Origin of the sequence: Verrucosispora sp. FIM060022, from assembly GCF_003977705.1 — a bacterium.
GTDB classification, from domain to species: Bacteria; Actinomycetota; Actinomycetes; order Mycobacteriales; family Micromonosporaceae; genus Micromonospora; species Micromonospora gifhornensis.
The window spans coordinates 204486-227255 of record NZ_RQIV01000006.1 but is presented as its reverse complement, the minus strand read 5'-3'; the positions used below and the strand labels follow the sequence as shown (position 1 = coordinate 227255).

The 22770-nt window shown below is 70.8% G+C and carries 23 protein-coding genes and 1 tRNA gene; 11 read left to right on the top strand and 13 right to left on the bottom strand.

Annotated features, from left to right (window positions below):
• Positions 1-125: 125 nt before the first annotated feature.
• The 6 genes from EG812_RS18300 to EG812_RS30290 all read right to left on the bottom strand — a co-directional run bounded on the left by EG812_RS18300 (position 126) and on the right by EG812_RS30290 (position 4879).
• A complete protein-coding gene (locus EG812_RS18300; RefSeq protein WP_126712266.1) occupies positions 126-1322 on the bottom strand; it encodes a helix-turn-helix domain-containing protein in 1197 nt (398 codons plus the stop codon).
• A 252-nt stretch (positions 1323-1574) separates the two neighbouring features.
• Entirely contained in the window at positions 1575-1844 is a 270-nt protein-coding gene (locus EG812_RS18295) for a hypothetical protein (protein WP_126712265.1), read from the bottom strand.
• Positions 1845-2700: 856 nt separating this feature from the next.
• Complete coding sequence (locus EG812_RS18290; protein ID WP_233579535.1) at positions 2701-3423, bottom strand: hypothetical protein; 723 nt, start codon at positions 3421-3423, stop codon at positions 2701-2703.
• 146 nt (positions 3424-3569) lie between these two features.
• Positions 3570-3953, bottom strand: coding sequence for a hypothetical protein (locus EG812_RS18285; RefSeq protein WP_126712264.1), 384 nt, complete (start codon positions 3951-3953; stop codon positions 3570-3572).
• Positions 3954-4082: 129 nt separating this feature from the next.
• Positions 4083-4154: transfer RNA gene (locus EG812_RS18280), tRNA-Val, on the bottom strand.
• A gap of 50 nt (positions 4155-4204) precedes the next feature.
• The gene (locus EG812_RS30290) at positions 4205-4879 is read right to left on the bottom strand and encodes a TIGR02611 family protein (protein WP_502697201.1); all 675 of its coding nucleotides are present in this window, start codon (positions 4877-4879) and stop codon (positions 4205-4207) included.
• A 300-nt stretch (positions 4880-5179) separates the two neighbouring features.
• Here EG812_RS30290 and EG812_RS18270 point away from each other — a divergent pair, with 300 nt between their 5' ends.
• Complete coding sequence (locus tag EG812_RS18270) at positions 5180-5611, top strand: SsgA family sporulation/cell division regulator (protein ID WP_007457244.1); 432 nt, start codon at positions 5180-5182, stop codon at positions 5609-5611.
• A gap of 124 nt (positions 5612-5735) precedes the next feature.
• Here EG812_RS18270 and EG812_RS18265 read toward each other — a convergent pair whose 3' ends face one another.
• Positions 5736-6512: a glucose 1-dehydrogenase gene (locus EG812_RS18265; protein WP_126712263.1), complete on the bottom strand. Its 777-nt coding sequence runs from the start codon at positions 6510-6512 to the stop codon at positions 5736-5738.
• Between the two features lie 190 nt (positions 6513-6702).
• Between EG812_RS18265 and EG812_RS18260 the strand changes: the two genes are divergently transcribed.
• Together EG812_RS18260 and EG812_RS18255 are read left to right on the top strand one after the other, a co-directional pair.
• Positions 6703-7593, top strand: a complete 891-nt coding sequence (locus EG812_RS18260; protein ID WP_013732432.1) for a helix-turn-helix domain-containing protein — start codon at positions 6703-6705, stop codon at positions 7591-7593.
• 60 nt (positions 7594-7653) lie between these two features.
• The gene (locus tag EG812_RS18255) at positions 7654-8109 is read left to right on the top strand and encodes an RrF2 family transcriptional regulator (protein WP_013732431.1); all 456 of its coding nucleotides are present in this window, start codon (positions 7654-7656) and stop codon (positions 8107-8109) included.
• A 12-nt stretch (positions 8110-8121) separates the two neighbouring features.
• Here EG812_RS18255 and EG812_RS18250 read toward each other — a convergent pair whose 3' ends face one another.
• Complete coding sequence (locus EG812_RS18250; protein ID WP_013732430.1) at positions 8122-8748, bottom strand: flavin reductase family protein; 627 nt, start codon at positions 8746-8748, stop codon at positions 8122-8124.
• Between the two features lie 245 nt (positions 8749-8993).
• Between EG812_RS18250 and EG812_RS18245 the strand changes: the two genes are divergently transcribed.
• Together EG812_RS18245 and EG812_RS18240 are read left to right on the top strand one after the other, a co-directional pair.
• Positions 8994-9173 carry a DUF4236 domain-containing protein gene (locus EG812_RS18245; protein WP_013732429.1) on the top strand — a complete coding sequence of 60 codons (180 nt, stop codon included), beginning with the start codon at positions 8994-8996 and terminating at the stop codon, positions 9171-9173.
• A gap of 120 nt (positions 9174-9293) precedes the next feature.
• The gene (locus EG812_RS18240; RefSeq protein WP_013732428.1) at positions 9294-9797 is read left to right on the top strand and encodes a potassium channel family protein; all 504 of its coding nucleotides are present in this window, start codon (positions 9294-9296) and stop codon (positions 9795-9797) included.
• On the opposite strand, the gene EG812_RS18235 is transcribed toward EG812_RS18240, so the two are convergent.
• Positions 9772-10632: a hypothetical protein gene (locus EG812_RS18235; RefSeq protein ID WP_013732427.1), complete on the bottom strand. Its 861-nt coding sequence runs from the start codon at positions 10630-10632 to the stop codon at positions 9772-9774. The two genes, EG812_RS18240 and EG812_RS18235, sit on opposite strands and share 26 nt — an antisense overlap.
• Before the next feature lie 63 nt (positions 10633-10695).
• Positions 10696-11217: a VOC family protein gene (locus EG812_RS18230; RefSeq protein WP_126712262.1), complete on the bottom strand. Its 522-nt coding sequence runs from the start codon at positions 11215-11217 to the stop codon at positions 10696-10698.
• A gap of 49 nt (positions 11218-11266) precedes the next feature.
• On the opposite strand from EG812_RS18230, the gene EG812_RS18225 reads away from it, so the two are divergent.
• From EG812_RS18225 to EG812_RS18215, 3 genes are all read left to right on the top strand, one after another.
• On the top strand, positions 11267-11728 hold the full coding sequence (locus tag EG812_RS18225; protein WP_043723507.1) for a MarR family winged helix-turn-helix transcriptional regulator: 462 nt from the start codon (positions 11267-11269) through the stop codon (positions 11726-11728).
• A 68-nt stretch (positions 11729-11796) separates the two neighbouring features.
• Positions 11797-13776, top strand: coding sequence for a tetratricopeptide repeat protein (locus EG812_RS18220; protein WP_126712261.1), 1980 nt, complete (start codon positions 11797-11799; stop codon positions 13774-13776).
• A gap of 155 nt (positions 13777-13931) precedes the next feature.
• Complete coding sequence (locus EG812_RS18215) at positions 13932-16220, top strand: HelD family protein (RefSeq protein ID WP_126712260.1); 2289 nt, start codon at positions 13932-13934, stop codon at positions 16218-16220.
• A gap of 94 nt (positions 16221-16314) precedes the next feature.
• Here the strand turns inward: EG812_RS18215 and EG812_RS18210 are convergent, their stop codons facing one another.
• A complete protein-coding gene (locus EG812_RS18210) occupies positions 16315-16716 on the bottom strand; it encodes a hypothetical protein (protein WP_013732422.1) in 402 nt (133 codons plus the stop codon).
• 415 nt (positions 16717-17131) lie between these two features.
• Between EG812_RS18210 and EG812_RS18205 the strand changes: the two genes are divergently transcribed.
• Positions 17132-17506, top strand: coding sequence for a hypothetical protein (locus tag EG812_RS18205; protein WP_013732421.1), 375 nt, complete (start codon positions 17132-17134; stop codon positions 17504-17506).
• A gap of 149 nt (positions 17507-17655) precedes the next feature.
• Here EG812_RS18205 and EG812_RS18200 read toward each other — a convergent pair whose 3' ends face one another.
• Complete coding sequence (locus EG812_RS18200; protein ID WP_126712259.1) at positions 17656-18906, bottom strand: sporulation protein; 1251 nt, start codon at positions 18904-18906, stop codon at positions 17656-17658.
• A 217-nt stretch (positions 18907-19123) separates the two neighbouring features.
• Positions 19124-20503 (bottom strand): cellulase family glycosylhydrolase, encoded by a 1380-nt coding sequence (locus EG812_RS18195; RefSeq protein ID WP_013732419.1) that lies wholly within the window; start codon positions 20501-20503, stop codon positions 19124-19126.
• 359 nt (positions 20504-20862) lie between these two features.
• Here EG812_RS18195 and EG812_RS18190 point away from each other — a divergent pair, with 359 nt between their 5' ends.
• On the top strand, positions 20863-21825 hold the full coding sequence (locus EG812_RS18190) for a TIGR03557 family F420-dependent LLM class oxidoreductase (protein ID WP_013732418.1): 963 nt from the start codon (positions 20863-20865) through the stop codon (positions 21823-21825).
• Entirely contained in the window at positions 21822-22679 is an 858-nt protein-coding gene (locus EG812_RS18185) for an alpha/beta fold hydrolase (RefSeq protein ID WP_126712258.1), read from the top strand. The genes EG812_RS18190 and EG812_RS18185 overlap by 4 nt, the downstream gene beginning before the upstream one ends.
• The last annotated feature ends 91 nt before the right edge of the window (positions 22680-22770 follow it).

Sequence of the window (22770 nt, the reverse complement as noted above, 5' to 3'; positions counted from 1 at the left end):
GGCGGCGACGAGACTCCGTCCGGCTCTATCGGGTGTCACGCAGGCACAGGCTCGCCGCCGCCAGTGACGGGAACGCTACGAGTGGTCACCGGCTGCGGCAGGGAGAGTTTGTACCTGAGGGAGGGTTACCCGATCATGCCGATGGCGAGGGCCAACTCCCGGGCGTCCTCACCGACCGTGCCCGGCCGGTTCGACAGTTCCAGGGCGACAGTGCGGGCGTACGGGTTGTGTCGCACCGTGTCGACGCTCTCCCGCAGTGCCCGGCCGAGCAGGTGCACCGCAGCGACCTCCCCACGGTCCAACATGTGCGCCCGAGCGGCATCGATCAGCGCCGCAGCCCGGCGGGTCTGCGAGGGCAACGCCCGATAGTCGGTGGCGTCGGCCCGCCGCACCGCCTCACCCGTGCGGCACAGGTCCGTCTCGATGGTGACCGCGTACGCAGCACATGCCGCCGATCCGAACATCAGCCACGGATGGACGTACCCACCGCCGAGTCGGCTCGCGGCCGAGTCGGCGGCATCCCACGCCCGCCACGCCCGACCGGCCCGGCCAGCCTTGCTGTGGCCCAGCGCGATACCGAGTTGCACCTGACCCCATCGCGCCAACTGCTCACCACCCGCGGCCGGGTCGACCAGATCCGCAGCCTCGGCCAGCACCTGCTCGGCGGCGTCGACCTGGTTCGCGCCGCGATAGACGTGCGCGTAGTACCAGGCAGCCACCGCCATCGCCGCCGGGTCATCGGCGTCCTGGGCGGCCGACATCGCCCGGTCGGCGGCGAGCCACACCAGTTCCGGATACGGCTGGTGCGCCAGGTACAACTGCACCAGGTGATACACCCGCGACAGCTCCGCCAACGCCAGCCGACGGTCCCCGCCATCGAGCATCCGAGCGCTCCGCTGCGCATCCGTCAGCAACCCCGGAAGCACCGCCGCCACCGCCGTACGCTCAGTCGTCGACCGATGCCACAACGCCCACGCCTGATCCACCAGATCGCGCATCACGACAACCGGTGTCACCGCGCCCCCCGGCACCGACGCCCGCTGCATCACCGCCGCCACCTTGCCGGCCTCGGAATGCCCCGCCCTGGTCACCGACGCCACCGGCAACGACTGATCGCCAGTCAGATCCGCAAGATCCGAGATGTCGAGCACCTCGGCCAGCCGCAGCAACATGGGCAGACGGGGCGGCAGTAGCCGACCATTCTCCAACGCCTTGACCCACTCCGCGCTACGCCCCACCAGCCCGCCGAGAACCGGTCGGGTCTTCCCCGCACGCTCGCGATACATCCGAAGGCGCGCACCGAAGGTCGCGGAATCGCTCATCATCGTCTCCCAGGTAGCGGTCTGGGCAGCGGACCACCAGCCACTACCCGGCAGACCACCACAGTCGACGGTACTCCCGCCCACCGTCTCGACGCGCCCCACCACGACGGTAGACAGCCCGCTTCACCGCCACACCGGCCGACGAGCAGCTGCCGCTGCTTCTTCCAAGGTCTCCCTCGCCGCTGCCCATCGTTCGGGCGATGATCTAGAGAAAGCCGAGCTGACGCGCGAACTCCTGGTGCACCGATCGGATCAGTCATCCTCGTCAAGGAGGCCAAACGCCTCCGGTGCCTCCTCCACAAACTGCCGGTACTGGGGCCGGATGTTCTCTGCTCTGGCGGCGATGGCTGCGGCCAGACGTGCCCGACCAGACGGATCCAAACCGCTAAGGCGGCCAGCCACGTCCTCAAGCTGCCGAACGGCGATGTCCGGGTGGAGCGTCTCGTCGTCACACAGCTCGAAGAACGCCAGACAGTCGAGCAGACTATCGAGCACTGCCGCGAACACCGGATCATCTGCCACGCCGCATGCTAAGGCGTTCAGACGTTGAAACGGAACGTAGATCGGGCTTGATCGTGACCTGCGGCGACCTGGCCGGCGGTCATCAGCGGGGGCCGAAGACCGAGCCCAGCTTGGACAGCCGAGCGTTGTCCAGCTCCCACTGCAGCACGGTATCGAGCGTGTCGAGTGCCCGCCCCTCGACCGTGGCCTTCGTGCTCTGCACGCCGTCGACCACCTCGGGCAGGGCCGCCACCACCGCTGCGATGGCGGCCCGGATGGGCTCATCGGCCCCGTCTGCCCTCGACCCGCCCTTTGCGGGAGCGGGCCGCCGCCCGGCCCGCCATGTCAAGCGGACCTTGACGCACGTTCGGACGCTGGCGGGGTCGGGCGGCGGTCTGCTCGGCTTGCCCAGGTCGAGGGCAGACGGGATGGCCTACCGGAACCACCCATGGACCGTGACCCGCCGACGGAGCCTCGGCCATCCTGGAGCCGGAGTGCCCCCGCCGGAGGCAGCAGTAACCGCAACCCCGCGACCCCCGCCAGCTCGCCAACGCAGCCGGCGTCCGCCGCCCTACGCCGCGCGGGCTCGCGGGCCGCGCGGCCCGGCCGGCTGCCGGCCCCACCACACGCCGGTCGACGCCCCTGTCGTTCTGCGGCGGCCCCTTGGGCTCCCCGCTTCCGCACCAGCCGCCGGGCGTGTTGCGTGGCCGGAGTCGGAGCGCCAGCGGAGCGACGGACGCGCGCCCTGGCGGCGGCGCGTGCGGCCCGTTCAGGGCCGCCTTGATAGCCGTACATAGCCGTACAGAAGTTCTCCCACATTGGCCGGTAGCTGGTTGTTGTAATCCGGTTGATGGGATACAAGGTCAAGCAGGAGTAGCTACGTCCTTGCCTGCGTTAGGAAGGATCGGGCGGCCATCTCGCCGGAACGGTTACGGGCCCACATCGCCCACTGGGCGGCGCCAGAGCCTGGGAACACGGTGGCGAACGTCTTCCAGATGTGCAGCCGGAAGCCGTCTTGCTCCCACCAGCGCTCGGTGTACCCGCACGCCTCCGGTATCGGGGTGAGGTGCGCGGCGTGTGCCTCGACCGCCGCCATGCCTGGCGCGTCGTCGAGCGATACCGGGATCCAGGTGGCGCACTCCTGGTAGAGCGCCTCGGCTTCGAGCATCGCGTCGATGCCAGGAAAGACGGGCACCACTGGCGCTGAGTGCGGGCCTGTGAAGCAGTAGACGACAGCGCCGTCGCCACGCAGCCAAACCGCGTACGGGTGCGCGACGTCGTGCGCGATCAGGTCGGCCATCGCGTCCTGGTCCTCGATGCCGTAGTCGTCTGCTGCCCATGGGATCGGCACGAACGTGACGGTCTCTTCAAACGACCAAGCGACGCTGCGGTACCGCAGACCCCCGTACCGGGCCGCTGCTCGCCGAAACAGGGTCAGCGTTGCCTGGACGTCCACGCCTGGCATCTGGCTCAACAAAGACCGGAGCTCGTCCGTCGCCGGCCCATTCGACACGTCGAACGAAGTTCGCTCCGCAGCATGCCTTAGAAAGCGACTGACTCTCGGCGACAACCCCGAAGGATCGTCCAGGACGTGACGCATGACTCCATGATCGAGGACACGAACCACCAAACCTAGCCGGGGGTGTCACGCAACATCCGACACCACGCCACGGCGGTGTAACCGTTCTCCGAGTCGACGGAAGGCATTCTCGATCGCCGCGCGGTCCAGCAGTGGGTCTTCAGCGCTCATGCGACGTTGAGCTCCTGCGCTGACACGAACACGCCACGACGGCGGAACGCCGCTGGGGCATGGACCACCGCGTCAACCCGAGCAGCGCGAGTGTTGAAGGGAAACCAGAATCGCCGCAGTGAGCGTGTCTCGACCCATGACGGTGCCCCACGCCCATCCTTGGCCGCCAGGTGTTCCGTCAACGCCGCCAAGAACACGTCCCAGTGTTCGTCGCCAGTGGTGGATGGCTCCTGCTGCAACAGGGCGGCACGCCTCTCCGATGGCTCCCAGCGGTACTCCTCAAGAAACTCTGCCACCAGCCGCCAGCGTCGCGTCTCATCAGCGTCGGCGAGCAGAGCACCCAACCGCGCCACCGTCAGCGGTTCGTACCTCCGCACCACGACTCGGCTCCTCACACCCCTGGGCCGGTACGCCCGCCGACAGGTTGACGGCCAGCCCGTGGCGTAGCCGCACTTTTCAAGAATGACAAGAGGCCCCGATCATCAATGTGATCCGGGCCTCTTTTTGCGTGGGCGATACTGGGATCGAACCAGTGACCTCTTCGGTGTGAACGAAGCGCTCTCCCGCTGAGCTAATCGCCCTCAGCGCGGATGACTCTACCCGATCGTGCGACCGGACCGCGAACCCGGGGTCAGTGCGTCGCGAAGTAGTGCAGGACCTGGGCGATCACGTCGATGTCGAGGCTGAGTTTGATCGAGATCAGGGCCACCGCGCCGACGAAGACGATGCCGACCGCGCCGAGCACGAAGCGTACGGCCAGTGATTGTCGCTTCACCCAGTTGGCCCAGCCGTGGACGTGGCGGCGGGTGAAGGTGAGCAGTCGTTTGGCCCAGTGGAACTCGACGGCCCAGATGCCGAGGCCGGCGATCACGATCAGCCAGCCGGGGCCGGGTAGCGGGATGAGCAGGATGCCGACGGCGACGACGAGGGCGCCGAGCACCCCGATGATGACCCGCAGGGCGAGCCGGCCGGTGGGGTTGGATCGGATCAGTGCGAGGGTGGTGGACACCCGACGACGCCAGCGGGGTCGGTCACGTCGTTCCGGCATGGTGACACCCCTCCTCTCGCGCCGTGTGGCCTGGCCCGCCTGCACTCGCTCATCCTGCATGAGGGGGTGGTTACCCCGTCGGGCGGGAGGTTGCCCGTTGGCAGGGCGGCGTGAATTGCGGCGGCTGCGGTCGCCGCCTGTCGGTCGGCGTTCGGCTGTTGACCGGCCGCGCTGGCCCTCCTGCTTTTTCGGCACCCCGTACCCCCGCTGTTCGTCTCGCGGACCGCGACGATCGACGGATCCGCCATGCCGTGGGATCCACTCAGGATCACTCAGCGGCCATTTCACCACCTAGTGTGGCGCGGGCCCGTCACTGTAACGGCCGACTGGACGTTACCGGAGTAAGTCGACGACTGAACCACCCGATGCCGGGCGGGATCTACGCACTGGGCAGAACCGGAAATCCTAGATGAATTTTCACATTCTCGTGGCCTTTCCGACCCCCTTCCCACCACTGGGTGAAGTCAGCGTATGGCGGAGCGTAGCCAGGAGTAGCGGCTGAGTATGGGAAAAGCGGGACACGCGCGTTCCGCACGCGGTGCCGGGGGGAGAACGTCCATGAGTGTCATCCGACCGACGACCGTTGAGGTCGAGACGTCGCTAAGGCTAGTCGCGCCTGACGCCACCGCCTTGCCGGTGCGTGCCAGCCTGCGCTACGACCCTGCTGACCCGTATGCGGTCCATGTCCTGTTCCATGCCGAATCGGCCGGCGGCGAGGCGGTGAGTTGGTCGTTCGCCCGCGAGCTGTTGGTCACCGGGCTCGACGAACCGGCCGGCATCGGCGACGTCCGGGTCTGGCCATGGGCCACTCCGCGCGGCGACTTCGTCGCGCTGGCGCTGTCGTCGCCGGACGGCAACGCCCTGTTCGAGGTGCCGCGCAGCGTGCTGGTGCGGTTCCTGCGGCGCACCTACGTCGTCGTCCCGCGCGGTCGCGAGGCCGAGCACCTGGACGTCGACACCGCGGTCAACCGGCTGCTCGCCGGGCGCTGACCAACGACCCACGCCAGGGCCGCGCAGACCTTCGGGGTCCGCGCGGCCCCAGCATGTCCGACGGTACGCGGGCAGCCTCCCGCCATCGGCCACGCGACCCGGATCCCCCCGCCCCGTCGCCGGCTCAGCCGTGCGTGGTGATGCCTCCGTCGACCGGGATCACCGCACCGGTCAGGTAGGCGCCGGCCCGGGACGCCAGGTAGATCGCGGTGCCCGCCATGTCCTCGGGTCGACCGATTCGTCCCAGTGGCACCTGCGACTCGATGGCGGCCCGTGACCCGGGGTCGTCAAGCGCGAACGCCATCATCCTGCTCTCGAACGGGCCGGGCGCGATCGCGTTGACGGTGATCCGCTCGCCGGCCAGCTGGTGGGCCAGGCTGCGGGTCAGCATGTGCACCGCCGCCTTGGTCGCCGAGTAGGCGTACACCTCCATCAAGGGCACCCGTAGGCCGTCGACCGAGCCGATGTTGATCACGCGGGCCGGGTCGTCGTCGGTGGCGGCGGCCCGCAGCGCCGGCAGCAGTGCGGTGGTCAGCCGGAAGACGGCCTTGACGTTGATCGCCCAGAGCTTGTCGAACGCGCTCTCCGGGTACTCCTCCAGCGGTGCGCCCCAGGTCGCGCCGGCGTTGTTGACAAGCACGTCGAGGGTGTCGACCCGCTCGCGTACCGCCTGGGCGAGCGCCTGCGCGGCCTCGTCGCTGCTCAGGTCGGCGGGGATCGCCTCGCAACTGCCGTACGCGGACAGTTCCTCGGCCACCGCCGCGCAGGCCTCCGCCTTGCGGGACGAAATGATCACGTGTGCGCCGGCCTCGACGAAGCCTCGGGCGATCATCAGCCCGATCCCCCGCGTCCCGCCGGTGACCAGGACCGTCTTGCCGTGGACCGAGAACAGATCGGTCATGCCCATCCTCTCGCAGGCCGGCCTGCCGGCCGGGATCGGCGACCCGTGCCCGCGCGAGCAGCACCGCGGCCGGGGCGCTATCGATCGGAACCTAGTCGTCGTGTCCGGCCACGACAAGCCGGTACGGGGACGCGGACGCGCGGGCCGGAGAAGATGCATACCGGTGGCTGTCGGGCTAACGTCGCTGGTGATGGTCGCTTCCGGTCACCTCTCCCCCGCCCGGCTCGATCCCACTGGCGAGATCGAAACGGTCACGCTCTGCAGCCTCGCGCCCGACCCACGGTGGCGCCGGCCGATGCTGCTCGACCGGGAGCTGATCGTGCTGGCCACCAGCGGTCACGGGTACGCCGAGGTCGATTTCCGCCCACTGCCGTGTCGGCCCGGCACGCTGTTGCGGGTACGGCCCGGCCAGGTGCTGCGCTGTGCCCTGCCCGACCTGGACGCCACGGTCATCCGCTGGCACCCGGAGGCGCTGCACGGGCTGGACGTCGCCGCCGACGACGGGCCGGCCTGGTTCCAGCTCGCCGGGGAGGACGAAGACGCGGTCATCAACGAGGTGAGCCAGTTGACCGTGGACGCCCGCCGGCACCGGGACACTCCGGCCGGTCGGAGCCTGCTGCGCCATCAGCTGAGCGTGCTGCTGCTGCGGTTGAGCATGCTGCCGAACGCCGACTGGCGGCCCTCGCGTCCGGAGGAGGTCACCTACCACCGCTTCCGGCGTGAGGTCGAGATCGGGTTCTCGCACAGCCGTCGGGTCGAGGATTACGCCGACCGGCTCGGCTGCTCGGTGCGTACGCTCACCCGGGCCTGCCTGGCGGTGACCGGGCGCAGCGCGAAACAGGTGCTCGACGAGCGGGTGGCGCTCCAGGCCGGTCGGCTGCTCGCCGCCACCGACGAGCCGATCGCGCAGATCGGTCGACAGCTCGGCTTCACCGAGCCGACCAACTTCGGTCGGTTCTTCACCCGTGAGGTCGGGGTCAGTCCGGGCTCGTTCCGCGCCGCCCGCGACCAACGCGGGCCGGGTCCGATGGTCCGTCCGCGTACCCCGGTCGACGCCCGGACCGACAGTCACCAGGGGTGACGAACGAATTCGACCGGCCCGGCGGCGCTGCCGGCGGGACGGATTGGGCATGATGGCAGGGTGCAGATCTCCGCGCGTGGCGACTATGCGGTACGGGCGGCGCTGAGCCTGGCGGCCGCGTACCCGGCACTGCTGTCCACCCAGACCATCTCCGCGGAGCAGGACATGCCGCGCAAGTTCCTGGAGGCGGTGCTGGCCGACCTGCGTCGGGCCGGTGTCGTTCGCGCCCAGCGCGGGGCGGAGGGCGGCTACGCCCTGGCCCGGCCGCCCCGGGAGGTGACCGTCGGTGCGGTGCTGCGGGCGGTGGAGGGGCCACTGGCCGGCGTACGGGGTCTGCGTCCCGAGGAGACCAGCTACGAGGGTGTGGCGCAGCACCTGCCCGGCTTCTGGGTGGCGGTCCGCGCCTCGCTGCGGCGGGTGGTCGACGAGGTGAGCCTGGCCGACGTGCTCAGTGGGCGGTTGCCCGCCCACGTGCGACGGCTGACCACCCAACCCGATGCCTGGGAGCCTCGCTGATCCGCACCACTGTCATCTGACAGCCGGCGTCGCCGTGGCGTAGCCGCCGGGCTGATGCAGCAGCGGGTCTCCGTCGACGCCGACGGAGAGCGCCAGCGGCTCGGCGACGACGAGCGTGTGGTCGCCGACGGGAATCCGGTGCACCACCCGGCAGAGCAGTCGGCCCAGCACGCCGGTCAGCAGCGGCAGCCCGAACGGACCGGCCTCCCAGTAGGGGTATGCGGCGAACGGGTCGACGCCGGGGGTGGCGAAGACGGTCGCCGCTTCGGTCTGGTTGGCGGCGAGCAGATGTACGGCGACGTGCTCGGCCCGGTCCAGCACCGGCGCGGTGGGCGCGGCGGTGTCGTGGCTGAACGACACCCGTGGCGGGTCCAGCGACACGGTGGTGAAGCTGGTCGTGGTGAAGCCGGCTCGTGGTGTCGCGCCGAGGCCGCCCAGGCAGGCGGACCGGTTGTTCCGGGCCACCGCGGTGACCACGGTGACCGTGCCGACCTGCTGCTGCCGCAGCCGGTCGAACAGGTCACCGTCCACCGGTCGCAACTGGTCGACGCGGTCCCGCCCGGCGGTGGTCACGCCGGTGTCGGTGTCGCGCCGCGGCAGGATGGTGTTGCTGGCGCGCAGAGGTGCGGGGTGTTGCATGAGGGGTCCTCTCCGGTGCGCGAGATCGAGCGAGCTCCCGGCACCATCAAAATCTGAGACAGATGCCGCCAGCTCCCCACAACATCGATCCAAGCAGCATCTACTGCTCGGCAAAACCCATCTGATAAATGGGATATTCGGGTTGCGGTGAGGCGACGGCCTCCACTGGAGACCAGCGGAGTTTGCGGCGTGGGCGTTACGGGCATCTTCGAGCGCGCAGGGGACGCGACGAAGGGAGGCCCGCAATGGGTCTGATGTTCCGCAAGCGCAAGAAGTTCGGGCCGCTGATCCTGAACTTCACCCAGAACGGCTTCTCGTCCTGGAGCATCAAGCTCGGACGATGGTCCTGGAACTCGCGGGCCAAGGCGCACAGGGTTGACCTACCCGGCCCGCTGTCCTGGAAACAGGACAAGTCTCAGGCGTGAGGTTTCGAGGTCGAGCGGGGCACCGGTCCGGTGCCCCGCTTTCCTGTCGGGTCTCCGTGTCCCGGCAGGGAAATGACCGATCGACCCGATGCGCGACCGGCCAAATCAGACAATGGAGAGATGAGGCAGAAACCGGACCATCCGCAGGAGTTTCGGCGTGCCGGGCTGGCCTGTGCCCTGCTGCTGGTGACCTACTTCGTCATACCGGTGGAGCCCGACTCCAACACCGCGCGGATCGGCGTACGCCTCGGCCTCACCCTGTCGATGGTGGGTGCGGTGGCCTGGCTGGTGACCAGCCAGGTACGTCGCCAACTCGTCGCCGGGCCGGCCCGGGAGGCCCGGTCGCTGGCGCACCTGGCGATAGCCCTGGTCGCCGGGCTGCTCGCCTTCGCCCTCGCCGACTTCGTCGTGGCCCGGGCCGCCCCGGCACAGTTCGTCGACCTGGAAACCCGGATCGACGCGCTCTACTTCGCGCTGACCACGTTGACCACCGTCGGCTACGGCGACGTGCACGCCGAGGGTCAACTGGCCCGAGGGCTGGTCATCGTGCAAATGCTGTTCAGCATCGGGGTGATCGCCACCGGGGTGTCCCTGGTGGTCAGGCAGTTGACCGGACGGCCGTGACCAGCACGTCGCCACCGAGGCGGCCCTGCTCCGGATCGCGGCTCACCTGCCCCGCGTCGAGCAGTCCGGTCAACGCCCGGACCGCGTCCGTCGCCCGGTAGGCGGTGTCGGTGACCGCGTGCCGGCGCAGTTCGGTCACCGTACGCGGGCCGTGCCGGACCAGTTCGGCCAGCAGCACACCGGCCAGCGGCGCGACGTCCACCGGCAGGTCGGCCCGCAGCGGCACGCCGTCCGGGTCGCGCAGCGCCGCCCCGGTCGCCCACACCGCCTCCTTGAGCGCCTCCAGGTTGCGATCCGAGCCGGTGCCGAACCCGATCCGCCCAGCGGGGTCGGCCAATTCCACCTCGGTCACCAGCGGGAACCCGGCGTCGGCCAGGGCCGGTCGCAGCGACGTGCCCGCGCCGGAGAGGACCAGCACCTCGGCGGGCCGGCCGGTCGCAGCAGCGGCGAGCGTCGCCGGGTCCAGCGCTCCCCCGGTGCCCAGGTAGGACAGGACCGGGGCACCGGCGGCACCGGCCGCCCGCAGCGCCACCGACAGTCGACCGGGAGCACCGGGTGCGCCCGGCATCAGGTGCACCGCCACCTGCGGCGGCAGCTGGGCCTCGACGGCACCGAGGCGGGCCGGCAGGTCTTCGGTGCCGTCGGCCAGCACCAGCACTGAGAGCCGGCAGCCACGCAGCCGGTCGCCGTGCTCGCCGATCACCCGCAGCGCGATCTCGGCCGGGCGGGCGTCGTCACCGGCGTACACGATGGCGAGGGTGGCTCGCCGGGCCCGCTGGCACGCCCCGGTCAACCACCCACCCAGATACCGCTCCCAGACCCACAGACCCGCCACCCTCCCGTTCTACCCCACCGACCCCGGCCGCGGCCGGTCAGGGCCACCGACGAGGTGACGCGGTCAGGCGGGGACCGAGATGCCGACGCCGCCGCGGGTGGCGCCGCCGTAGCGGGCGATCTCGGCGGGCAGGTCGAGCCGGCCGATGCGGGTGCGGGCGGCGAGCGCCGCGTCGTCGAGCCGGTCCGCCGGCACCAGCCAGACCACCTCGAACTCCAGCCCGTCGGGGTCGCGACCGTAGAGGCTCTTGGTGGTGCCGTGGTCGGAGGCGCCGACGAGGGCGTCCGCTGCGGTCAACCGGCGGGCGGTCTCGGCCAGTTCGTCGAGGGTGTCCACCTCCCAGGCCAGGTGGTACAGCCCGACGGTGGTGCGGCCGGCGGTCGAGGGGCGGGCCTGCGCGCCGAGGGCGAACAGGCCGAGGTCGTGGTCGTTGGTGGAGCCGGGTGCCTGGAGGAAGGCAGCGCCGTGGGAGCCCTTCGGGGTCATCGGGACCAGTCGGAAGCCCAGCACGTCGCGGTAGAACGCGACGCTGCGGTCAAGATCGCTCACGTAGAGCACGGCGTGGTTGAGGCGGTGAATTCCCATGTCACGACGGTAGCGCGATTTGGTTGAGCGTTCAACTATCGAGACTATGATGGCGGTCATGACCCGCTGGCTTGATCCGGACGAGCAGCGCACCTGGCGAGCGTTCCTGGCCGCCTCCCGCGCGTTGATGGACACCCTCGACCGTGAGCTGCAACGCGACGCCGGGATGCCGCACGCCTACTACGAGATCCTGGTCCGGCTCTCCGAAGCGCCCGAGCGTCGGCTGCGGATGAGCGAACTGGCCGACGCCACCGGCTCCTCCCGCAGCCGGCTGTCCCACGCGGTGACCCGACTCGAAGCGGCCGGCTGGGTGCGCCGCGAGGACTGCCCGACCGACCGACGTGGGCAGATCGCCCGGCTCACCGACGACGGTTTCGCCACCCTGGCCGCCGCCGCGCCCGGCCACGTCGAAGGCGTACGCCGACACCTGTTCGACGCACTCAGCCCAGCTCAGGTGGACCAACTGCGGCGCATCAGCGAGGCGCTGACCGATCACCTGAACCAGCCATGACCGGATCCTGACCGAACCGCTACGGCGCGGGACTTGTACATAACGTCGTCGGATGAGCACGATGGGGCGTGCCTTCCGGCTTCGGTGAACTGACTGATCAGGCTCACGACCTGGTCTCCGCCGGCGACCTCGCCGGCGCCCAACGGCTGCTCGCCGACGCGTTGACCGGCGCTGACCCGCGCCCGGCCCACGCGACACCCGAGCTGGCCGAGGCGGCGAGCCTGCATGCCCGCGTCCTGGTCGCGCTCGGCGAACCGCACTCGGCCCGGGGCTGGGCCGCCTTCGCGTACGCCGCCACCACCGGTCTGCACGGCCGCTCCGACCCGCGTACGGTCGCCGCCGCCGCGACCCTCGCCGCGGTGCTGCACCGGGTCGGCAGCTGGTCCCGGGCCGCCCGGCTCTACCAGGAAGTCATCATCGAGCTCACCGCCACCGACGGCCCCGAATCCCTGCGGGTACTGGCCGCGCACGCCGACCTGGCCACCGTGGAGTACGCCCGCGGCCAGTGCCAGGTCGCCCGCGACCGCCTGCAGGACGCCTGGGAGCTGCACCGCGAGGTGTACGGCGACGGCCACCCGAGCGGGATCAAGATGCTGGCCCGGCTCGGCTCCATGCAACGCGACTGCGGGCAGTTCAGCGAGGCACACGACAACCTCGCCCTCGCCCGCGAGCTGAGCCGCCAGCACCTGGCCCCGGACGACCCGCTGACCGCACAGGTGGCGGCCCTGGCCCGCGCCGCGGCCAACCCGGATCACGTCTGCGCCGACAACCCGCCGGTCAGCAACGAGGACCCGGTCGTGCCGGCCGCCCGCACCCCACCGCCGGGCGACACCCCACCGGCACCACAGTGGCCGATCGACCCACCGGAGAGCGCCACCGTCCCGCCCACCACCGCCCCGCCTGCCGACGGCCCGGCCGCCACCGTCTCGCCCGCCGACAGTCCGGCCTGGCCCACTGACGGTCCGGCCTGGCCCAGCGGGGAGTCGGGGTGGCCGGCGGAGCAGGATCCGGCGACGGCACATCCTTCCGCCGAGGAACAGCACCCGGTCGAGGGCTACCACCCCAGCCACGGGTACCACCCGGGGAGCCCACCACCTGCCGGCGCAGCCTCGCCGGTCCCCACCCCACGCCAGCCCGCCGAGGGCCCGGCCGGGCCACCGGACGACTGGTGGACGCCACCGGCCACCGACCAGCACCCCGACCGGGACCGATACCCGGACACCGACCGGGACGCGTACGCCGATACGTACGCGGACACCGCCCGCGACCCGTACTCGGACACCGCCCCCTACTCGGACACCGCCCCGGATCCGTACAGCGACCGGGATCCGTATGCCGCGCCGGACCCGTACCGCACCGACCGGGACGCGTATGGCGCGCCGGATCCGTATGCCGACAAGAGCGGGCGGACGGCGGGGCCGGCCGACCCGTACGCCGATCGGAGCACCTCGGTCCCGCCGAGCGTGGTGGGACTGACCGGGCCCGCGCCGCAGGCGCCCGGGGTCTACCGGCTGCGTCGGGTCGACGAGCCGCCGCAGTCCGGGCCACCGTCGCGGCTGCTCCCGGTGCCGGTACGCCGCGCCGCCCCGCCCCCGCGCCAGCCCAACCGGATGGTGCCGATCGTGGCCGCCGGGGTGGCCGTGGTGCTGCTCGGTACCGCCGCGGTCATCGCCGGCATGTCCCGGCTCGACAGCGGCGCCGACCCTGGTGCGCCCGCCACCAGCGGCGCCCCGGGCAGCACGCCGGTCACCACGGCACCGCAGGCGTCCGTCTCCCCCGGCGCCCCGCCCACCGGGCTCGCGTTGCGCGACAACCGGGACAGCGTGACGTTGAGCTGGGAGTACCCGGCCGGCAGTGAGGGGCCGGTGATCGTCTCCGGTGGCCGGGCGGGGCAGCCACCCAGCCCGTTCGCCGATCTGCCCGCCGGCACCGACAGCTTCGTGGTGTACGGGTTGAACCGCCGCCTCGACTACTGCTTCACGGTGGCGGTCGCCTGGTCCACCGACGTGGTGGCCCGCTCGGAGCAGGTCTGCACCGACCGTAGCTGACGGTCACCGCCGTGGCCGCGCACGCGTTGATGTGACGGCCACCCGCTGACTGGTTTCATGGGTGCCCGGCGCGGTATCTTTATCCGTTCAGGCAACAAAAAAGAACGGCGATAAAAGCCGTTCCTATCTCGGAGACTAGCCAATTGGGAGACGGATTGTCAAGGCACTCCGACGGTTCGCCGTCCGACGACGAGATCGGCCGCGAGCAGGAGTACGTCTCGATGCTCTACCAGCGCCTGGACGGCCTGCGGGAGCAGGCGTCGCAGCGGCTGACCGAGGAACTGCGGGTGACCGGTGGCACATTGCAGGCCCGTTCCCAACGCGACAGCGCGGTACGGATGTACGCCGACCAGGTCGAGCAGTTCTCGGCGGTGGAGAACGGTCTGTGTTTCGGCCGGCTGGACACCGACGACGGCGCGCGCCACTACATCGGCCGGATCGGCATTTTCGACACCGACGGTGACTACGATCCGCTGTTGATGGACTGGCGCGCCCCGGCCGCCCGCGCCTTTTACCTCGCCACCGCCGCCAACCCGCAGGGCATCCGGCGGCGGCGGCACCTGCGGACCCGGCAACGCAAGGTGATCGGCCTCAACGACGAGGTGCTCGACCTGAACACCGCCTCCCCCACCGCCCATGAGGAGTTGACCGGCGAGGCGTCGCTGCTTGCCGCGTTGAACGCCGGTCGTACCGGGCGGATGCGCGACATCGTCGAGACCATCCAGGCCGAGCAGGACCGCATCATCCGTGCCGACCTGCCGGGGGTGCTGGTCGTGCAGGGTGGCCCCGGCACCGGCAAGACGGCGGTGGCGCTGCACCGGGCGGCGTACCTGCTCTACACGTACCGGCGGGAACTGTCGACCCGGGGCGTCCTGCTGGTCGGCCCGAACCTCACCTTCCTGCACTACATCTCCCAGGTGCTGCCCGCGCTGGCCGAGACGGGCGTGCTGCTGCGTACCCAGGCCGATCTGTTCCCGGGGGTGAACGCGCGACGCGCGGAGCCGGCCACCACCGCGGCGGTCAAGGGTCGGCCGGTGATGGTCGAGGTCCTGACGAACGCGGTACGCGACCGGCAGCGGGTCCCCGACGAGCCGCTGGAGATCGAACTGCCGCAGCGGGAGATCCTCGTGCTCGATCCGGCGACCGTGCAGGCAGCCCGCGACCGGGCCCGCCGCAGCGGTCGGCCGCACAACCTGGCCCGCGCCGTGTTCGACATCGAGATCATCCACGCGCTGGCCGACCAGGTCGCCGAACGCATCGGCGCCGACCCGCTCGGCGGGGAGAACCTGCTCGAGGAAGCAGACCTCGCCGAGATCCGCCGGGAGCTGCGCGAGGAGCCCGAGGTACGCGCCACCCTCGACGAACTGTGGCCGGTGCTCACCCCGCAACGCCTGCTCGCCGACCTGTACGCCGACACCGACCGGATCGCCACCGCCGCGCCGATGCTCACCGCGGACGAGCGGGCCGCGTTGCACCGCGAACCGGGCGGCTGGACCCCGGCCGACGTGCCGCTGCTGGACGAGGCGGCGGAGCTGCTCGGCGAGGACGACCGGGCCGCCGCCGCCCGCCGGGAACGCCTGCGCGCCCTGCAGCGCGAGTACGCCGAGGGTGTGCTGGAGATCGCCCGGGGCTCCCGGTCGATCGACGTGGAGGACGAGGCCGACGGCGGCGAGATCCTCGGCGTGACCGACCTGCTCGACGCCGACCAACTGCTCGAACGTCAGGAGGAAGCCGACCGGCTGACCACCGCGCAGCGGGCGGCGGCCGACCGGTCCTGGGCGTTCGGCCATGTGATCATCGACGAGGCGCAGGAACTCAGCCCGATGGCCTGGCGGCTGCTGATGCGCCGCTGCCCGAGCCGGTCGATGACCATCGTCGGTGACGTGGCGCAGACCGGCGCGCTGGCCGGCACCCCGTCGTGGGCGCAGGCGTTGGCGCCCTACGTGGCCGACCGGTGGCGGCTGACGGAGCTGACCGTCAGCTACCGCACCCCTGCCGAGATCATGGCGGTCGCGGCGGAGGTGCTGGCCGAGATCGACCCGACCCTGCAACCACCCCGCGCCGTACGCTCCAGCGGCCGTACGCCTGCCGCTCGCCGCGCCCCGGCCGAGAGGCTGGCGACGGAGCTGGTCGAGATCGTCACGGCGGAAGCCGCCGCACTCACCGACGGACGCCTCGGCGTGATCGTGCCGGCCGGCCGCGTCGACGACCTCGGCGCGACGGTGACCACGGCGCTTCCCGAGGCCACCGTCGGCGAACAACCCGACCTGGAGAGCCGGGTGGTCATCCTGACCGTCGCCGAAGCCAAGGGCCTCGAATTCGACTCGGTCATCGTGGTCGACCCCGACCAGATCGTCGCCGAGTCCCCCCGGGGCCGCAGCGACCTGTACGTGGCCCTCACCCGAGCCACCCAGCACCTGACCACCCTCACCCCTACCCCCTGACCCACCCCGCCCTCGGTCGATCATGAGGTGGCGCGATCTCCACGTCGCCGCCTCATGATCAGTGCCGTGGGGCGGGGTGGGTGGGGTGGGTGGGTCAGTCGAAGTTGCCGACGTGGGTGGCGGGGGTCGACTGGTCGCTTGTGGAGCCGCCGCGTGGCGTGCTCAGGCCGCCGGTGGTGGCGTCACCCGTGGTGGTCGGTGCCACCTTGCCCCGGTGACGCTCCGGCTGGCGGGCCACCCGCCGTACGCTCGCCGGACCGGCCGTGCCTCCGGTGGTGGTGATCGCGCCCTGTCCGCGGGTCGGACCGCCGTCACGCAGCACGTTGGGGTCGATCGGCACCTTCGCCGGATCGTCCGGGTCATCGCGCTGGATGGCACTGTTCACATCGGTGGGCGGCACCGTCACCTCGTCCAGCGCCCCCTCGCCGTACACGCCGGCGGTGAGCCGCTCCTCGGCCCGACGGGCAGCGTCCTGTCGCAGGTCGTCCTCACGCATGATCCATCACCTCGCTCACGTGTCGATCCCTGAAGCGTGCCCGGTGACCGCCCAAACAAACCCCGCCCCCGCTGGCCGCACAGCGTCCCCACCCGGGCCCAGGCGGATGATCGCGCTCGATCCGGGATTGAGTGGTGTCCAGGCAGCCCCGAAGCCACTCGATCCCATATCGAGCAGAGGAGCGAATCGGACGGTGGGAACAGGGGACGCGAGGTGGGACCGGACATTCGGCCGAGCCGGCGCAGTGTGGGCCATAGGTGGACGCGGGACGGGTCTGGCCGGCGGATCCGGGGTTACTGCTGTCGAGCCACCGGGTAGACCCGTCGTGCCCCCGCCAGTACGCGAACCGTGCCGTGGCCGAAACGCGGTAGCGGGGCGAGGGATCGCAGGACTCATCGCATCCTGAGGAGGACAGATGAGCACGCAGGCTGCATCCACCAGGCCGATGAACCGTCCGGCGCAGGACGTTCAGCATCGTCAGGCCATGCAGGACATGCCCACCCGGCAGATGCCGGCGTACGACGGTCATCGGGAGCCGGCGCAGGCGCCCGGTACGGAGACCAAGCAGTCGTTCCTGACGACGGAATTCTGGATCTACGCGGCGGCCGTGGCTGCTGTGGTGATCGCAGCGTTCTGGCGAGGCACGACCGCGAACGGCCTGAACCTGAACAACCCGGGTCAGGCGTGGTTCTTCATCACCCTGCTGACCCTGGGTTACCTGGGTAGCCGTGGCCTGGCCAAGGCCGGTAGCCCCAAGCGTTCGGGCGAGGAGCGTAAGCGGGGGCGTTGATCGGGAAGCCCCAGCGGGCGTGTCAGACAGCCCCAGCGGGCGTTGAGCCCCGAGCATGACGCACGGTGGCCCTCCGGGAACGATCCCGGAGGGCCACCGTCTGCTGTCGGCTGACCTGCACCCCGGTTCGACCGGGAGGCCATCGGCTCCTAGAACTCCTCGAAGCCGCCGAAGTCGCCGCCGAAGTCCTCGCCACCGAAGTCACCGGCGGCCTCGGCGATCTGCTCCTCGCCACCTTCCAGGGCGTTGCCGATCATGTGACCGGCGACCATGCCGCCCATGGCGCCGAGCGCCGCGCCCGCGACGATCCCGCCCATGCCGGGGCCGCTGCGGTGGTGCTGCTGCGGGTGGCCGTACTTGTTGGGCGGGCCGTATCCGGGCGGAGCACCGTAACCCTGCTGCGGGTAGCCCTGCTGCGGGTAGCCCTGGGCGGCGTGCGGCGCCGGGTAGCCCTGCGGCGGGTAGCCCTGGGCGGCGTGCGGCGCCGGGTAGCCCTGCGGCGGGTAACCCTGCGGTGGCACGCCCTGCGGCGGGTAGCCGGGCGCGCCGCCGTAGCCCGGCTGCGGACCGTAACCCTGCGGTGCGCCGTACCCGGGCGCAGCGAAGTGCTGGCCGCGCATGCTGCCGTACCGTCCGACCGTCTCACCCAGCCAGCCGTCGACGACCTGCACCCAGTCCGGCCGGTCGGCCTCGGCGTGCGAGACCTGGTACCGGCCGAAGACGTCGTGACCCGGGTTGAGGAAGCCGCCGCGCTTGTCGCACTCCAGCACCACGTCCACGCCGTGCGGGTTGGTGACGAAGGTCAGCTCCAGCTCGTTGATGGTCTGCGCGTACTGCGGCGCGGCGAAGAACTCGATCTCCTGGTAGAACGGCAACGTCTGCTGTACACCGTGGATGCGTCCACGCTCCAGGTCGGCCGCCTTGAACCGGAAGCCGAGCTGGAGGAACGCCTCCAGGATGCGCTCGTGCACCGGCAGCGGGTGCACGCTGACCTGGTCGAGGTCGCCCTTGTCGACCGCTCGCGCGATGGACAGCTCGGTGCGCAGCCCCATCGTCATGCCGCGCAGACGCTGGCCGTACACGTCGGTGATGGGGGTTTCCCAGGGCACCACCAGCTGGAACGGGATGGAGAGCTGCTGCTTGGGGGCGAGCTGGAACGCGCCGCTGATCGGGTGCCGGTGGAACTCCATGACCCCGGCGTACTCGCTGTCGCCGCTCTCGATCTCGACCCGGGTGACCAGCCCGACGGCAAGGTGCTCGATGTTCGCCGGGGCGTCTCCGCCGATCAGGTTGACCTGGCCGTCGAGGGTCTGCCCTGGCCGGGTATGCGGATTGGCCAGGACGGTGTCCACACTGGGACCGCCCACCCCGAGCGCGCTCAACATCTTCTTGAAGACCATCGGTACTCCCGCTGGGGTCTGGTGCCCGGTCTCCCTTGAGGAGCGGACGCTGACGCTGGCACCCTATCGACTGCCGCTGTGAGGTCGCTGAAAACCGACACGACACACAGCAAAAGCGGTCGGTACAGCCCCACCGGGCGCGGCGGTCGGCGGTGTTGCGGTGTCGGGAGCAACCCCTCCGGTGGCCGGGTCCGGGTGGACCCGGCCACCGGGGTCGTCAGCTCGCGGTGCAGGTCACCGTGGGTACGGAGTTGGTACCGGCCCAGCCGCCGATGAAGCCGAAACTGGTGCTGGCACCGGCACCGAGCCGGCCGTTGTAGTCGACGTTACGGGCGGTCACCGTCGAGCCGCTGGTGCTGACCGTCGCGTTCCACGACTGGGTCACCGACTGGCCGTTGGCGTACGTCCACCGCACCGTCCAGCCGTTGATGGCGCTGGCTCCGGCGGTCACCCGTACGTCGCCCTGGAAGCCGCCCTGCCACTGGTTGCTGATCGCGTACGTGGCGGTGCAGCCGGCGCTCGGCGGCGGGCTGCTCGGGGGCGGCGAGGTGGGGGGCGGTGAGGTCGGCGGCGGAGTGGTCGTGGGCGGGGGCGAGGTCGGCGGCGGGAGCGAGTCGTAGACGCTTGCCTGCCGCGAGGTCTGCCGGATGCCGTTGGTGCCGTTGAACAACCGCTGTCCCCAGCTGGTCAGCTGGTTCGGGTTGAAGTTCGTGGCCATGTCCAGGTATTCGACGCCGCCACCGTTGCCGCTCCACGACCAGCCCAGCCAACCGATCCCGTTGGCCTGGGTGTACGACAGGATGGCGTCCTCGTCGGGGTCGCCGTCGGAGTGGTAGTGGCCGAATTCGCCGACCACGATCGGCAGCTGTCGACTGCGGAACCGACCCAGGTAGTCGCTGATCTCGGCGGCGGTGTCGAAGACGCCGTACATGTGGATGGAGAAGACGATGTTGCGGGCCGGGTCGGCGTTGAACACCGTCGGCGCGTTGTCGCGCATGGTGAAGGACCAGTCCTGACCCCAGTTCGGGCCGTCCACCATGATGGTGTGGGTCAGGCCCGCGTTGCGCAGCCGCCTGATCGCGTTGCTCGTGTCGGTGGCCCAGGACGAGTAGTTCTGGTTGCCGTACGGCTCGTTGCCGATGTTGACGATGACGAACCGTTCCTGGCCGTTGAGCGCGCTGGCGATGCTGAGCCAGTAGTCGACCGCGCGATCGAGGCTGACCGCGCCGCTCTGCTCGCCGTAGCCGGTGGTGTCGTGCACCTCCAGCACGCAGATCAGCCGGTTGGCCTTGCAGAGCTCGATCACGTTGCGCACGTCGTCGGCGCTGTTGCGGGTCCACCGGTCGCCGCTGGAGAGCACGACTCGTACGGTGTTCGCGCCGAGCGCCTTGATGTTGGCGAAGGAACTGGTCTGGTGGGTGTACCAGGTGTGCGCGTGGTTGACCCCGCGCATGATGAACTCGTTGCCGTTGGCGTCGTAGAGTTTGCCGCCGCTGACCGTGAAGCCGGAGGCTGCCTGCGCCGACGGGCCGAAGGCGAACACTGCGGCGACGGTCGCCAACAGGATGGCGCCGACGCCCGCGAATAGCTTTCTCATGGTCTTCCTCGCATGAGGTTTCTCCCCCGTGCCCAGGGGGTGATGAGTGACGGGTGGCGGCTGCAGCCCGACAGCCGCGGAAGCAGGGCCCGGCGAGGCGGACATCAGCGTAGGCCGATGAATCGATGGAAAGCAACCGGTTCAGTACACCTAGCGAACCGCACCGCCCCCGTGACTGCGTACAGGACCGAGCTGTCACGGGGGCGGCCATCCCCACCACAGGGCACGCGGCAGGTCAGCACCTGAACCGGTTCAGGTCAACGGTAGGCAGGGGGCCGGTGGGCGTCAAGCATCGGCGAGGGTTGACACGTGCGGACCGGGGTATCCGGAACGGGCCACCCGGCCCGGAAGGAGACACCATGGTCAACATCGGCTACACCCTGATGTGTGAACAGGCAGGCCCGAAGGAACTGGTCGACTACGCGGTACGGGCCGAGGCGGCCGGTTTCGACCACATCGTCACCTCCGACCACTACTACCCCTGGCTGGAGTCACAGGGCCACTCCCCGTACGCCTGGTCGGTGCTCGGCGCGGTCGCCCACGCCACCTCCCGCGCGGAGCTGATGTCCTTCGTGACCTGCCCGATCCGCCGCTACCACCCGGCTGTCGTGGCGCAGAAGGCCGCCACCATCGGGGTGCTCTCCGACGGACGGTTCACCCTCGGCCTGGGCGCCGGGGAGAACCTCAACGAGCACATCGTCGGCGCCTGGCCGCACGTGCAGCAGCGGCACGAGATGTTCGAGGAGGCGTTGCAGATCATCCGGCCGCTGCTGGGCGGTGAGACGTTGACCTTCTCCGGCAACCACTACGACGTGCCGGACGCCTACATCTGGGACCGGCCCGACGCTCCGGTGCCGATGGCGGTGGCCGCCTCCGGCCGACAGTCGGCCACCCTCGCCGCCGAGTACGGCGACGCCATGGTCGCCACCGACCCGGAGGCGCGCCTGGTCGAGATGTACGAGCAGGCCGGCGGTGCCGGACGACCCCGCTACGGGCAGGTGGCCATCTGCTACGGCCCGGACGAGGCGGAGTGCCGCAAGATCGCCCACGACCAGTTCCGCTGGTTCGGGCTGGGCTGGAAGGTCAACACCGACCTGCCCGACAACGACGCCTTCGAGGCCGCCACCCGCAGCGTCCGCGAGGAGGACGTGGCAGCCGGCATCTCCTGCGGGCCGGACGTGGACAAGCACGTCGAGGCGTTCAAGAAGTTCGTCGACGCCGGGTTCACGCACGTGGCGCTGGTCCAGGTCGGCGGCGACAGTCAGCCGATGTTCCTCGACTGGGCGCAGGAGCAACTGCTGCCCCGCCTGCGCGACCTGTGAGCACCGGGGCACCGGGTCGGGGCACGGCGAGCCGAGCCCCGCTGCGCCTCGCGCTCGCCGCACCGGCCGACACGGCCGGGCTGACCAGTCAGTGGCGACACGTCGACGGGCTCCGCACCCACGTCCGACGCAGCGTCGACGCACCGCCCGGGACACCGGTCCTGCTGGTGCACGGGCTGGCCGTGTCGCACCGCTACCTCACCCCGCTAGCCGTGGCGCTGGCCGACCACCACCCGGTGTACGCGCCGGACCTGCCCGGCTTCGGGCTCAGCGCCCACCCCGCCGAGGCGTACGACGTACCTCGGCACGCCGACCACCTGGCCGCGCTGCTGGCCGCGTACCGGCTGCCGCCGGTGTGCGTGTTCGGGCACTCGTTCGGCGCGGAGGTCGCCGCCGCCCTCGCCGTACGCCATCGACACGCGGTACGCGCCCTGGTGCTCGCCGGACCGACAAGCGATCCGCGGGCCCGGTCCCGGAGCGGCCAGCTCCGCCGCCTGCTGCTCGACCTGCCCCGGGAGGCGCTGTGGCAGGCCCCGGTCCTGGTACGCGACATCGCCGACGCCCGCCCACGGCGGGTGTGGGCCACCCTCTCGCACTCGGTCCGCAACCGGATCGAGGACGACCTGACCCGACTCACCGTCTCCACCCTGCTGCTGACCGGTGCCCGGGATCCGATCGCACCGCCGGCCTGGCGGGACCGGGCAGCTGCCCTGGTGCCCCAGGTCCGTACCGTCTCGGTGCCGGGCGCGGCACACAATGTCGCCAGCACCGCCCCTCGCCAGGTCGCCGACGCCGTCCGGGCTCTGCTCGACGACCGCGTCCTCGACCGACTCGACACGCTGACGAACAGGTGAACCCATGCGTATCGGCAACACGGAGATCCGACCCGCTGGTGGCGGCCTCGGCTGCCTTCTGATGATCCTCGTTTCGATCGTCGCCTCGATC